This is a genomic window from Williamsia sp. 1138, assembly GCF_002095435.2.
GTDB lineage: Bacteria > Actinomycetota > Actinomycetes > Mycobacteriales > Mycobacteriaceae > Williamsia.
In genome coordinates this window covers 37,965-50,322 of record NZ_MJEJ02000041.1, presented here as the reverse complement: position 1 = coordinate 50,322, position 12,358 = coordinate 37,965, and the positions used below count along the sequence as shown (strand labels likewise).

General features: G+C 62.3%; 13 protein-coding genes. 5 read left to right on the top strand and 8 right to left on the bottom strand.

The window, feature by feature from the left end; genetic code table 11:
• Positions 1-36 precede the first annotated feature (36 nt).
• Positions 37-648 (top strand): TetR family transcriptional regulator, encoded by a 612-nt coding sequence (locus BH683_RS12025; protein ID WP_084836504.1) that lies wholly within the window; start codon positions 37-39, stop codon positions 646-648.
• Between the two features lie 110 nt (positions 649-758).
• On the opposite strand, the gene BH683_RS12020 is transcribed toward BH683_RS12025, so the two are convergent.
• The 5 genes from BH683_RS12020 to BH683_RS29155 all read right to left on the bottom strand — a co-directional run bounded on the left by BH683_RS12020 (position 759) and on the right by BH683_RS29155 (position 4,917).
• On the bottom strand, positions 759-1,991 hold the full coding sequence (locus BH683_RS12020) for an amidohydrolase family protein (protein WP_084836503.1): 1,233 nt from the start codon (positions 1,989-1,991) through the stop codon (positions 759-761).
• 174 nt (positions 1,992-2,165) lie between these two features.
• Entirely contained in the window at positions 2,166-3,080 is a 915-nt protein-coding gene (locus BH683_RS12015) for an LLM class F420-dependent oxidoreductase (protein ID WP_084836502.1), read from the bottom strand.
• Between the two features lie 15 nt (positions 3,081-3,095).
• Positions 3,096-3,905 (bottom strand): SDR family NAD(P)-dependent oxidoreductase, encoded by an 810-nt coding sequence (locus BH683_RS12010; protein WP_084836501.1) that lies wholly within the window; start codon positions 3,903-3,905, stop codon positions 3,096-3,098.
• A 9-nt stretch (positions 3,906-3,914) separates the two neighbouring features.
• Entirely contained in the window at positions 3,915-4,379 is a 465-nt protein-coding gene (locus tag BH683_RS12005) for a nuclear transport factor 2 family protein (RefSeq protein ID WP_084836500.1), read from the bottom strand.
• A 157-nt stretch (positions 4,380-4,536) separates the two neighbouring features.
• On the bottom strand, positions 4,537-4,917 hold the full coding sequence (locus BH683_RS29155; protein WP_281492303.1) for a hotdog fold domain-containing protein: 381 nt from the start codon (positions 4,915-4,917) through the stop codon (positions 4,537-4,539).
• Positions 4,918-5,339: 422 nt separating this feature from the next.
• On the opposite strand from BH683_RS29155, the gene BH683_RS11995 reads away from it, so the two are divergent.
• From BH683_RS11995 to BH683_RS28670, 3 genes are all read left to right on the top strand, one after another.
• Positions 5,340-6,551 (top strand): CaiB/BaiF CoA-transferase family protein, encoded by a 1,212-nt coding sequence (locus BH683_RS11995; RefSeq protein ID WP_084836603.1) that lies wholly within the window; start codon positions 5,340-5,342, stop codon positions 6,549-6,551.
• Between the two features lie 75 nt (positions 6,552-6,626).
• Positions 6,627-7,157, top strand: coding sequence for a DoxX family protein (locus tag BH683_RS11990; RefSeq protein WP_084836498.1), 531 nt, complete (start codon positions 6,627-6,629; stop codon positions 7,155-7,157).
• 899 nt (positions 7,158-8,056) lie between these two features.
• Entirely contained in the window at positions 8,057-8,218 is a 162-nt protein-coding gene (locus tag BH683_RS28670; RefSeq protein WP_158539960.1) for a hypothetical protein, read from the top strand.
• Positions 8,219-8,277: 59 nt separating this feature from the next.
• On the opposite strand, the gene BH683_RS11980 is transcribed toward BH683_RS28670, so the two are convergent.
• Complete coding sequence (locus BH683_RS11980; protein ID WP_084836497.1) at positions 8,278-9,147, bottom strand: mycofactocin-coupled SDR family oxidoreductase; 870 nt, start codon at positions 9,145-9,147, stop codon at positions 8,278-8,280.
• A 45-nt stretch (positions 9,148-9,192) separates the two neighbouring features.
• Positions 9,193-10,689 carry an aldehyde dehydrogenase family protein gene (locus BH683_RS11975; protein WP_084836496.1) on the bottom strand — a complete coding sequence of 499 codons (1,497 nt, stop codon included), beginning with the start codon at positions 10,687-10,689 and terminating at the stop codon, positions 9,193-9,195.
• A gap of 125 nt (positions 10,690-10,814) precedes the next feature.
• Between BH683_RS11975 and BH683_RS11970 the strand changes: the two genes are divergently transcribed.
• Complete coding sequence (locus tag BH683_RS11970; protein ID WP_084836495.1) at positions 10,815-11,414, top strand: TetR/AcrR family transcriptional regulator; 600 nt, start codon at positions 10,815-10,817, stop codon at positions 11,412-11,414.
• Positions 11,415-11,581: 167 nt separating this feature from the next.
• Here the strand turns inward: BH683_RS11970 and BH683_RS11965 are convergent, their stop codons facing one another.
• Entirely contained in the window at positions 11,582-12,328 is a 747-nt protein-coding gene (locus BH683_RS11965) for an SDR family NAD(P)-dependent oxidoreductase (RefSeq protein ID WP_084836602.1), read from the bottom strand.
• Between the last annotated feature and the right edge of the window lie 30 nt (positions 12,329-12,358).

The following is a 12,358-nucleotide window of genomic DNA, read 5'->3' as shown; positions in this document are numbered from 1 at the left end:
GAAGGCAGGTGCCGCTTCGAAAGGACCACCACAGCGATGCAATCCGGCGACCGGTCACGGCGGCAAGATCGTGCCACCCAGACTCGGCTGGCATTGGTCGACGCGGCGTTGAACCTGTTCAGCACGAACGGTTTCGATCAGACCACCACGGATCAGATCGCCAAGGGCGCCGGCGTGTCACCGCGGACGTTCTTCCGCTATTTCCCGACGAAGGAATCGGTTCTCTTCCTCGGTGAGTACGACTTCGTACGGGCTTTCAGCGGTGTGTACCTGGCGCAACCGGAGTCGATGTCCGAACTCGATGCGATGGCACAGGCTTTCATCACTTTGGCACCGGGATTGTCGAGACAACGGGGGCGCATCACGCTCTATCGGGAGGCTGTCTCTTCATCGGTCAAGCTCATCGGCCAAGAACGAAAAAACCACGACACCAGCGCCAGGACGGTCACTGACGCCATCGCGGAGCGTCGCAAGATCGCGGTGGCCGACGAGCGGTGCATCCTCCTGGCTTCAGTCGGGATGCTGGTCGTCGAACGCTCGATCGACCGGTGGATACGGTCGCCAGGCTCGTTACTCGAAGACGTGATGCGTTCTGAGTTCGAGACCCTTCACGGGTTGATCGGCAACTACCAGGACAGCGGCCCCTGAGCACGGGCGACCGGGTGCGGCTGACTCGGACACAGCCAGTTCCTCCGAGCAGGACTGGACCAGGGCCCGAGCACAATGTGCTCGGACCCTGGTCGTCCCGTGTGTGCGGGTCAGACCGAGATGGCGTCCGCGGGCGCCTCGGCGGCGTCCGGACTCGGGTTGCGCAGCGGTAGACCGAGGAACCGGCGTGCGTTGTCACCCATGAAGTCGTAGGCACGCCGTTCACTCATGCCCTCGGCATACTTGTAGAAGCCCTTCGGCTCGGTCAACCCTTCGGGATGCGGGTAGTCCGAACCGAACATGACCTTGTCCCAGCCGACGGTTTCCACGACATCACTGACCGACCCTTCCCAGAAGGGGCTCACCCACACGTTCCGACGGAAGACCTCGAGCGGGTCCTCCGGGAAGTTCTGCGGCATCTTCTTGTTCAGATCCGCGAGGTCGTGGAACAGCGGATGAATCCAGGCGCTGCCGTTCTCCACCGACGCGATGCGCAGCTTCGGGAAGCGAGTCAGCGTGCCGTGGCAGATGAGCGACCCCAGCATGTCCGAGATCTCGCGGTGGCCCAGCGCCAGCCAACGGAAAGAGCTCATGGTCATGAAGTTGTTGGTGGACGGCGGTTCCCACTTGTTGATGTATTCATCGAGCGGGGGCTGGCTGGCGTGCAGCACAACGGGCATACCCGCATCCTCGACGTCTTTCCAGAACGGGTCGAACTCGGGCAATGCCGGCGACCGCCAGCCTCTGTAGCCGTTGACGGGCGCGGGCTTGATCAGCACCACCTTGGCACCGTTGTCGACCAGGTATTCCAGCTCGCGACGTGCCTCATCCACAAGAGCGCACGTGATGACCGGCGTCATGAACAACCGGTTCTCGTGGGTGAAGCCCCACGTCTCGAGCATCCACTGGTTGAGGGCATGGATCATCGCGACGGTGAGGTCGGGATCCTCGGCGGCAGAATGCTCCACCAGGTTGGCCAGGGTCGGGTAGACGAGCGCGGCGTCCACGCCCTGTCGGTTGATCTCTTCGATCCGCGCGCGGGGCTCCCGAGAGGCAGGCGGCGCCTCGATGGCCGTTCCCTGCATCTCTCGCAAGGTCAGACCTTCGACATTTTGACCGGAGTAGAACTTCTCGTGCGCGCCCGGCGCGGCCACCTTCTCGAAGGTCGGATTCGGGATGAACTCCGTGATCTTGTTCAGGATCGCGATCCGGGTGCGCTTACCGACCTGGACGTATTGCACTGCCGGCGAGAACTTTTCAGGCAGGAACTTGGTCAGGGCATCCGGCGTCTCGTACATGTGCGTATCGGCGTCGAAAATCGGCACATCGTTCAAATCTGTCATGGGTCCGCCTTTTCTATCGGGTGGCTGAAGTCTTCGTTCAGCTTGCACGAGTTTGACGAAAACGTCAATAAGTGTCGGTGAGACCGACCTATCACTGTCTTGAAAAGCAGTTATAGACCATCCACAGCGGTGACATGGTTGTCATAACGTCCGCGCAACGGCAGCAGTGACACCTCAGCCGACTGTTCCGACACCGGCCAGTCGCGTGCCCAGCAGTTCGATCTCCGCCAGGCAGGCATCCATGCTGCGCGTCTTCGATTCCACCGAGATGTGGGTGACGCCGGCCTCGGACAACGGGCCGATCTGCTGTGCCACTGCGTCGGCCGTCTCATCCGAGTCGCGTCGCGCGGTCGGTGTGAAGCACACCTCGAAGTCGGCTGACCGCCCCAGAACGCTCCGCATATCCCTGATCTGATCGATCCGCTCGGCAAGCTGATCAATCTGCAGCGCAGGCGTATTCGTGATGGCAGACATTGCCGCGGATTGCTCGAACGGCAGCCAGCCGTCGGCGAGCTCGGCAACGCGGCGGATCGACGCCTTACTGTTCCCGCCGATCCAGATCGGTGGCCCCGGACGCTGCGCCGGACGTGGGAGCATCCGGTGCCCGTGGGCGGGAAAAAACGGCCCCTCCCGGTCGATCACTTCGCCGGTCCACGCTTCCTGCATCGCCACGATCGCCTCGTCGAAACGCGGTCCGCGGTCATCGAACGACGCACCCAGGACGTCGAACTCATTTGCCTGGTACCCCGCACCCATCCCGGCAATCAACCGGCCGCCGGACAACAGATCCAGCGACGCCGCAGACTTCGCTGTTGTGTACGGATTACGGTATCCCGCAACGAGAATGAACGTCAGCAGTCGAATTCTGGACGTTGTAGCAGCCATGAACGACAGCGCCACAAACGGGTCGAGCGCGTGGTGACCTCCGCCCACCAACCACTCCTCCGAGGGAAATGGATGATCTGTGGTGGAGACGATGTCGAATCCACTGGCCTCGGCTACCACGGCGATCTCGGCGAACTCGTGTGCACCGATCCAGGTGTCCCAGTGCTTGACCGACCCGGTGGGAAATTGAAAGTTGAGTTTCATCTCGGTCTCCGACCGCTAGTAGATGGATCCGGTTCCGCCGCCGTCGAGGTGGAGGTTCACCCCGTTGATGAAGCCGGAGTTAGGGCTGGCGAGCATGGTCACTGCATACGCGACGTCCTCGACCTGCCCGATTCGGGTGACGGTTTGGCCAGTGCCCTTGAGCACGTAGTCGGTCGCTCGGTCGACATCGTCGCCCCAGCCGCGCTTCTCTGCAAATCTGCGCAGGAACTCGACGAGCTTGTCGGTCATGATCATGCCGGGCGACACCGTGTTCACGGTGATCCCCGAGCCGGCGAGCGCCTTCGACAGGCCCATCGACATGTTGACCAGCGCCGCCTTGGACGGACCGTAGTCAGGTTGACCAGACGTCGGGATGATGCCTGCGGCGCTGGAGATCTGAATGATCCGTCCCCAACCGTCGGCCTTCATGCCCGGCACGACCTGGTGGATCAGTCGGCCCGCCGAAATGACGTTGCTCTGATAGGTGGCGGCCCACTCGCTGGGCGCGAGATCGAACCACGAACCACCTCCGGTCTCCGAGGCGCCCCCGGCGTTGTTCACCAAGATGTCGATTCCCCCGAACGCGTCGACGGCTTTCGCGGCGACGCCGTGGGCGCCCTCATCGGTCGACAGATCACCGGCTGCCGATGCGACGGCACCACCTCGACCTGAGATCTCGGCCTCCGCCGCCGCCAGTTTCTCCTCGTTTCGGCCGTGCAGCACCACCGATACGCCCTCATCGGCGAGCGCCTGCGCAATTGCCGCGCCGATGCCCCCGTTACTACCGGTCACCAGTGCGCGTTTGCCTTTGAGCTGTAAATCCATGACGAGTCCTCATCCTCCGATCATGCTCGACGCGGCAGACGAACCCGGGCGTGTTCCATCGATCACAACGAGTCGGCGCTTGAACAACCACTCATCTCCCACCGGCACCAGAACATCGCGATACGTGCCCCAGTGATCGGCGGCATCGGCATGGAAGACCGCGAAGTAGGCCGAGGACTCGATCCGGTCGGGCGTGATCGAATCGAAGCGAAGGCTCGCGACAAAGTGCCGGACGATGGGTCGCGTCGTCGCCGCCTGAGCGGTGGCATGCGCCACCAGTTCCGCAGACACCGAGGTCAGCGTGTCGATGATGTTCTGACGCCCCGTTGTGGCAAAGGAGTTTCGCGCCTCCAGAGACCCATCCTCCGTGAAGCATGCCGCAAGCTCGTCCAGTCGCCCCTTGTCACCCGCCCGGTTGTATCGGGCATACCGATCGCGAACCAGCTCCCGAGCGATGAGATGTTCGACGTTCAACGCATAACCTCCGTATGCTCCCTTTGCGCACCCTAGTGGAGCAAATAGTTAAATGAAAGACCTCATAACGCTATCCCCGATCCGGACAAGACGGAACACTTTCAAAGAATGCGGCGGGTGTCATAGATCAGCACCGCAGATCGCCTCCGGTAGGTGATCACAATCGGTGCAGAGTCATCCGGGGTCCACAGCCGGGGTGCTTCCGGTCGGTGGCACCGATCATCGGTACGTGTTTGACGCGCGCTATCGCCGATGCCTGGCCATCGGCGCCGATGGCCACGCTGTCGGCCACTGCGCTGCCGCGCCCGATCCGAACCGGGGTCGCGTCGTAACGGGCCCCATCCCCCACCTTCATCGGCCGGAGGTAGTTGATACGCAGCGAGCCAAGATAATGGGCATCCGACTCACCCTGCTTCGATTGCAGGGCATCGGAATCAAGCTGTATCCTGACGCGGCGCCGTCCAGTCGGAGTGACAATTGCTCCAACAACGTTGCGTGCTCGTGTCGTCCGGTCGCACAATATGGTTCGACAACCCACCGGATCCGTCGAGCATCAGCGCCAGTGGCCCCAGGCTCCTCACTCCCGTCTCCGTGTTCTCGAGAGAGGCGACATCCATGGTCAGCAAACTGCGACCGGTCCTCGGATCAGCCTCCACGATTGTTATGCCGAACCTGCGTTCGACAGGGCTCGGCTCCACAGCTGCCACCGCCGGTCCGCTGCCGGCCGCGACCCTCAGTTCAGCCGAATCCTCAGGAGGCTCCGGTCAAGTAGTTCATCCCGTCAGAATATGTCCGATTTTGCGAAACCGGTTAATTAGTTATCTATACGGACGTACACTAGAAGAGTTCGCGGGCCGAGTTGTGGTTCAAGCTCCCGTCGGACCCACCAAACCTCGCTTGTGAGGGCTATTCGGTCGCCGCCTGTCGCCTCGCCGATTCGACGGCATGAAAGGAAACGCCATGAACGACACTCTCTCCGGTATCCGCGTAGTTGAGCTCGCTGCCTGGACTTTTGTTCCCGCTGCCGGCGCAGTGCTCGCGGACTGGGGCGCCGATGTGATCAAGATCGAACACCCTGAGACCGGCGATCCTCAGCGCGGACTGATCAGTTCCGGGGTGGTCACCGGCTCCGGAGGCGTCAATCACTTCGTCGAACAACCCAATCGCGGCAAGCGAAGTGTCGGTATCGACACAGGAACCCCCGAAGGCCTCGAAGTCCTGATGAAGCTGGTCGAGACCGCCGATGTGTTCGTGACAAACCTGCTGCCTGATTCGCGTGCGCGCATGGGCGTCGATGTCGACGCCATCCGCTCCCGCAACCCGAAGATCATCTACGCGCGCGGGCACGGCTACGGCACGAAGGGCAATCTGGCCGCGCAGGGTGGCTACGATCTAGCGGCCTACTGGTCGCGCGGCGGCATCGCCGAAGCTTATTCGGCCGGCAACGGCGACTACCCACCGGTGCAACGGCCCGCTTTCGGCGACTCGTATGGCGGGCTCGCGATTGCCGCAGGCATCACTGCGGCTTTGCTCAAGCGCGAACGCACCGGAGAAGGATCTGTCGTTGACGTCTCACTTCTGAACGCCGCCATCTGGCAACTGGGGCCAGACATCGTTGGCGCCGGGGTTCTCGGCGCCGACATCCCCAAGTTCGATCTGAGCGCCATGCCGAACCCAGTGGCCAACATCTACAAGACTCAGGACAGCCGATTCATCAGCTTCGTATTGCTGCAGGCCGATCGATTCTGGAGTGATTTCTGCACCCGACTCAGTCGCACCGACCTCATCGAGGACGAGCGCTTCTCACACGCGCTCGTCCGTTTTCAGAATCGGGTCGAATGCATCACGGAGCTGCGGGGCACATTCGAGTCGAAGCCGTTGAGCCACTGGGAAGCAGCGTTCAGCGGCTTTGACGGCGTCTGGGACGTCCTGCGAACCCCATACGAGGTGCACAACGACCCGCAGGTCATCGCAAACGGCTACTTGCCGAGGACTTCGGACAGCAGCGGAAACGAGTTCGCGCTCGCGGCGAGTCCCGTTCAATTCGACGAGGCACCACTGGAACTTCGTCGGGCCCCAAGCCATGGAGAGCACACCGACGCGATCCTCACCGAACTTGGTCTGAGCGAAGAAGAGATCATCGAACTCAAGATCAGCTCCGCCATCTTGTGAGCAACCGGGGATCGGGTTTGCGGAACGAGTGTGCCGCAAACCGATCTCGCATCATCTGATCCAAGGACTACACATATGACCCGCGTCCGAATCAAGCCCGATTCAGCAACAACCCATTCCGGCCACTCCAGCGTCCAGCTGCTACTGCGCGCGGCAATCGGCGCCACAATGATCGCTCATGGGGTCAAGCACGGCCGCAGCATCGACGGCACGGCCGGCTGGTTCGGATCGATTGGCTTTCGCCGGCCCAGACTTCAGGCCCAGGCCAGTGCGGTCGTAGAAGTCGGTTCCGGAGCTGCGATAGTCGCCGGCGCCGCAACACCGCTGGCTGCCGCGGCGGTGGTCGGGACAATGGCCGTCGCGGCCCGCTCAGTGCACGCCTCGAAAGGATTCTTCATAACCTCGGAAGGATGGGAGTACGTCGCCAACCTCGCCGTCGGCGCTGTCGCCCTGGCCGGCATCGGTCCCGGTCGTTGGAGTGTCGATCGGGCGCTCGGACTCGACACCACTATCAGTGGAAATCACGCTGCGGCATTGACTGCCGGTCTCGGGCTCATTGCCGCAGGTGCACAGCTGGCCACTTTCCACCGACCTGTGCCGAATTAGCGCCGACGCCGGGGCTCAGCCTTTCGACGACCGGCAATCTACCTGGTCGATGGCACCGAACGCGCCCAAGGGCTTGTCTTGAGCAAGGACGTGGCCGAAGATCGTATTCAGATGCCTTCACATGTGCGCTCTCAGGGGCAACAGCCGCGATCTCCTGGCCGCCGATGTGCCTGTGGCAGTTGTCAATCCGCCGGGCGTCGGCGTCGAACGTGTTGGAGATGTCGACGAGGATCTTGCGGCCAGCGGTTCCCCGTAGATTCGCGACCGCTGGAACCACAGTGGTGTACGGGACGGCCACGAAGACGATGTCACCTGACGGAATTACGCCGAACGTGCCGACGGTGGTTCCGTGGCCGAGCCGATGATGCTGATGGTGGTCGTCATGATGAAGTCCTCCTTGGTGTCTCGGAGGCACGTGTCGACATCACCTACGCTGCCATCGTCAACCTCATCTGGTCGAAGGGCCGAATCATCGACGCCACCAGTGTTGATGCGCCCCAGGGCATGGCGACGTTACCTCTATCTCATGCCCGACGCCTACCGGGCCGAGCGGGCACACCCGCTACCCGAGCCGCCGATGACGTACGTTTCCTCACCCAACCGCGCGCCGCCAATTGTCCGGAATCGAGTATCACCCCACGCATGAAATTGACGGGTCGTGCCAAGTCACGGTGCGCGAACGCGGCTCACCCCAATCGGTTCCGCCGATTGCCTCAGCAACGGACGACTCGTGGATCCATCTGCACTCATGAAGAACTCCTGGGTTCGGACTGCCCGTATCGGACGGTCGTAGGGCTAGGAATGGCTGAGTATGAAAGCACAACCGACAGCGTTGCACGACCGCGGACTGGCCGTCGCTGAAGCCTTCACCGGCGGCCGATTCGACCACACTGCAGCAGGTGTGGTCGCTCTACGACGGGCGATCCGATGACGGGATCGCTGACGCCCTCGCCCGGGAGACCGAAGTCAACCGGGCCTGGACCGCCGAAGTGAGCGCAGTCGCCCAGTCCACCAGAGCGGTCTTCGCACACGGCCGGTCGCAGAATGCCGCCGGGCACTGACCGCAGACCACACCTGTGGTCACCCTTGCGCAGGGTGACCACAGGGAACTAACAGCTACCTACATGTTGGTGGGTCCGCCCGGCATCTTCAGAAGCGACCCCGCATCAACACGGAGTTGCTGGCCTGTGATGTAACGCGATTCGTCCGACGCGAAGAAGAGCACGGCGTTCGAGATGTCCACTGTTTCCACGTATGGGATGGGCATCGCCTGGAACATCGTGAAGGCGGGTTCGACGTCCTCACGGGTCGGGTTCTCCAGATCCGGCCGGAACATCGAGTAGAGGCCGTCGTTGTGCAGGAGATGGGTGTTGACGTTGGTCGGGTGGATTACGTTGACACGGATGAACTCTGGCGCCAGGTGCAACGCGAGCTGCTCTGAGTAGCCCATCAAGGTCTTCTTGGCCCATCCGTATCCGGCAGACCCTGGTCCCATCGCTGGATTGTCAGTCGTGTTGGGCAACATTGCGGCAGTCGACCCGGTGATCACGACCGAAGCCTGCTTGCCCAGGTGCGGCATGGACACCGCCACAGCGTTCATCACACCGACGAGGTCGACGTCGACGGCATCAACGAAGTCGGACGCGTGCGGGTCACCCATGGCCATCGGCAGGATGCCGGCGTTGGCGACCACGATGTCGAGATGGCCGAGCGCGGCCAATCCTTCATCGAGCGCCGCCTGCAGCTGCGACCGGTCGCGCACATCCGCCTTGACGGTCACGATCCGACGGTCCAGCTTTTCGACCAGCTTGGCGGTCTCGGCCAGATCTTCCTCAGTGGCAAGTGGATAGGGATTCGACTCGATCTGCTCGCAGATGTCGACTGCGATGATGTCGGCGCCCTCTTCAGCCAGTCGCACTGCGTGACTTCGGCCCTGGCCGCGTGCCGCACCGGTGATGAAAGCAACTTTGCCTTCGACTCTTCCCGCCATGATGTGTTCTCCTCGTTCAGTTCTCGATGGTGTTGTATGTGTTGTTCAGGGGATGTCGAGCGGCAGCGTGGTGGCCACCGCTTTGGTCTCGAGGTAGGTCTCTAGGCCCTCGATGCCACCTTGCCTGCCGACGCCGCTGCGCTTGTAGCCGCCGTACGGAGAGTCCGACCCGTAGAACATCCCGCCGTTGATCATGAAAGAACCGGTGCGAACCCCGCGAGCAACATTCAGCGCGCGCTCAGGCGAACTCGTGAACACGTTGCCGGACAATCCGTAGACACTGTCATTGGCAATCCTGATCGCGTCGGCGTCGTCGTCGAACGGTGTCACCGACAAGACCGGGCCGAAGATCTCGGCCTGCGAGATCGTGGCCGAGTTGTCGACATCAGCGAACAGCGTCGGCTGCACGAAGTAGCCGTTCGGTTGGTCCTCGGGGATTTTTCCACCGACGACCAACCTTCCACCCTCGGACTGACCGCGCGCGATCAGATCGAGAATGTTGGTCCGCTGCTTCTCTGTGATCACCGGACCACAGAACACGCCGGGATCGGCGGGATCACCGTACGGGAGTGCGGCGTAGACCTGCTCCAGGGTGGCGACCGCCTCGTCGTACTTGGACCGGTGAACCAGCAGACGAGTCGGCAGTGCGCACCCCTGACCGGCATGCATACACGCCGACATTGCAGATGGCAGAGCCAACGCGAGATCAGCATCTTCCAAGATGATTCCGGCGCTCTTGCCACCCAGCTCGAGCAGGAGCTTCTTGAACGTCGGGGCGGACTTCTCGGTGATCAGCTGCCCGGTCCTGGTGGATCCGGTGAACGAGATCATGTCGATACGAGGGTCGGTGACCAACTGCTGCGCAACGGTGGTGTCGCCGGTCGTGATGATGTTGACGACGCCGGCGGGGATTTCGGTCTTCTCTGCGATCAACCGCCCGACGCGCGTGGCGTTCCAGGGTGTCTCCGACGCCGCTTTGATGACCACCGTGTTCCCCGTCGCAAGAATCGGTCCCAGCTTGCTGATCAAGATCTCGAACGGGAAGTTCCACGGGATGATGCCCGCCACGACGCCGACGGGCTCTTTGAACACGTAGCGCATGTTGATCATCCCGAGCAGCGAACTGTCGGCAATGCGCCGATGCCAGGGAAGATCCCCGACAGCCTCGGCCGGCCACAGAAGTCCGTCGGACAAGGGCCAATCGAGTTGTGCCATATACGTTGTCATGAGCGGAGCGCCCACTTCGGTGACCAGCTCCATTCGAAGCTCTTCCGCTTCTGAACTGATCGCCTTATGAAGCTGACGCAGGCACCGCTGCCGGAACTCGAGGTCCGTAGCCCATGTCGTGGTGTCGAAGGCCCGACGAGCCGCCGCGATCGCCGCGTCCATGTCGCCGCCGGTGGCATCGGCGACGACGCCGACCACCCCGCCGGTCGCCGGGTTCACGACGTCGATGGTCGCTCCGTTTCCGGAGTGCCTCAGGGTGCCATCGAGGAGAAATCGCTCCTCGTGGGTGACCGAAACCGATTGTGCTGCTGACATTTGTGTCCTCCAATCCCGCACATCCATGTGCGGGGCGACCTGTGTCCCCTGTCACATACGGTACCTTTTGGACCTCAGGTCCACAACCCCTGTTCGTAGTACAGTTCTCGCGTGAAGGAGGCCCGATGACCGAGCTACAGAAGACGAACCGCGGCGGACGGCCCCGCGTCACCGACAAGAGCGCAATTGCGGCGGTCGGGCTGCGATTGTTCGCCGATCGCGGCTACGACTCGGTCACGATGGCCGACATCGCGGAGGAATGCGGCATCGGACGCAGCACGCTCCTGCGGTACTTTGCCGCCAAGGCCGACATCCTCTGGGATCGGTCCACCGACGAAGTCACCGCGCTGGCCGAGAAGCTGCGGACGGTGCCGGACTCCGAAGAGCCGATCGCCGTTCTCTGTGTCGAGCTCCCCGCGATGCTCACCTACCTTGATTCCGAGATCGATCTCTTGCGCACGCAAGTGTCGATCATCGCGGAGTCGTCCAACGGTTGGCCCCTCGGATCGACCCGGTTCAATCCCTGGGAATCCGTGGTGATCGGGTTCATCACGGAACGCACGCATCACAACGCTGACGATCTGTTCACGAAATTGTTGGCGCAGAGCCTCTTCAGCGCCGGTTGGACCGCACTGACCGTCTGGGCCGATTCCGACGAAGCTCGGCCGGATCGACTGCTCGAGGAAGCTTTCGCTCTGGTGCGCAACGGATTCACAACCACCTGACCCTCCGCCGAGCGGGCCTTTGGTTACGTCGACCGTGCCTTTCGTTCCGCCGAGCGTGCCCTTCTTGCAACCGAACGTGCCGCCGCGGAGTTCAACGGCCCGCTCGATCGGCATAGAGACCCGCTCAACGGAATCAAAGGCACGGTCGGCGGCTGTCTCGCGGGAGGTCAATCCCACATCAGGCCGCCGTCGATGAGAAGGGTGTGCCCAGTGACGAAGCCTGCCTCATCCGACAACAGGTAGGCGACGGCGGCTGCAACCTCTTCGGGCTTTCCCATGCGGCCGACCGGAATGAGATCCGCCCATCTTTCCTGCTGGTCGGCACCGAAAGCGATGATCCCTTCGGTCAGGATCGTCCCGGGGCCCACCGCGTTGACCTGGATGTTGCGACGAGCGTACTGCAGCGCGGCATTCTTCGTCAGACCCACGACACCGTGCTTGGCAGCGGTATAGGCGGCCATACCGGGCGCATTCTTGGTGCCGGCATTCGACGCCATGTTGACGATCTTGCCGTGACCGGTCTCCACCATATGTGCCAATTCGCCACGCATGCACAGGAACGTGCCGCGCAGGTCGACACCCATCACCGCATCCCACTCCGCGATCGACAATTGGTGCAGATCCCCCGGCGTGTGGGCGATACCGGCGTTGTTGACGGCCAGATCCAGTCCGCCGAGGTATTCGATCGACCCTGCGATCAGCGCCTCGACGCTGTCGGCATCAGAAACGTCCGCCTCGATGAAGGCAGCCTTTCCTCCCGCCGCCTCGATGGCGTCGACCGTGACAGCGCCGCCTTCTTGGCTGATGTCCGAAACAACTACTTTCGCACCGTCTTTCGCCAGACGGATCGCGATTGCCCGGCCGAGACCGGATCCCGCCCCGGTAACCAAAACACCGGCATCCTCAAATGTCATCATCTTCTCCCTAATTGGGTCCGGCCGAAG

Bases quoted from the DNA above. Each gene is read 5' to 3' on its own strand.
- BH683_RS12025 (WP_084836504.1), top strand. From the start codon at position 37: ATGCAATCCGGCGACCGGTCACGGCGGCAAGATCGTGCCACCCAGACT.
- BH683_RS12020 (WP_084836503.1), bottom strand. From the start codon at position 1,991: ATGACAGATTTGAACGATGTGCCGATTTTCGACGCCGATACGCACATG.
- BH683_RS12015 (WP_084836502.1), bottom strand. From the start codon at position 3,080: ATGAAACTCAACTTTCAATTTCCCACCGGGTCGGTCAAGCACTGGGAC.
- BH683_RS12010 (WP_084836501.1), bottom strand. From the start codon at position 3,905: ATGGATTTACAGCTCAAAGGCAAACGCGCACTGGTGACCGGTAGTAAC.
- BH683_RS11995 (WP_084836603.1), top strand. From the start codon at position 5,340: ATGAACGACACTCTCTCCGGTATCCGCGTAGTTGAGCTCGCTGCCTGG.
- BH683_RS11990 (WP_084836498.1), top strand. From the start codon at position 6,627: ATGACCCGCGTCCGAATCAAGCCCGATTCAGCAACAACCCATTCCGGC.
- BH683_RS11980 (WP_084836497.1), bottom strand. From the start codon at position 9,147: ATGGCGGGAAGAGTCGAAGGCAAAGTTGCTTTCATCACCGGTGCGGCA.
- BH683_RS11975 (WP_084836496.1), bottom strand. From the start codon at position 10,689: ATGTCAGCAGCACAATCGGTTTCGGTCACCCACGAGGAGCGATTTCTC.
- BH683_RS11970 (WP_084836495.1), top strand. From the start codon at position 10,815: ATGACCGAGCTACAGAAGACGAACCGCGGCGGACGGCCCCGCGTCACC.
- BH683_RS11965 (WP_084836602.1), bottom strand. From the start codon at position 12,328: ATGACATTTGAGGATGCCGGTGTTTTGGTTACCGGGGCGGGATCCGGT.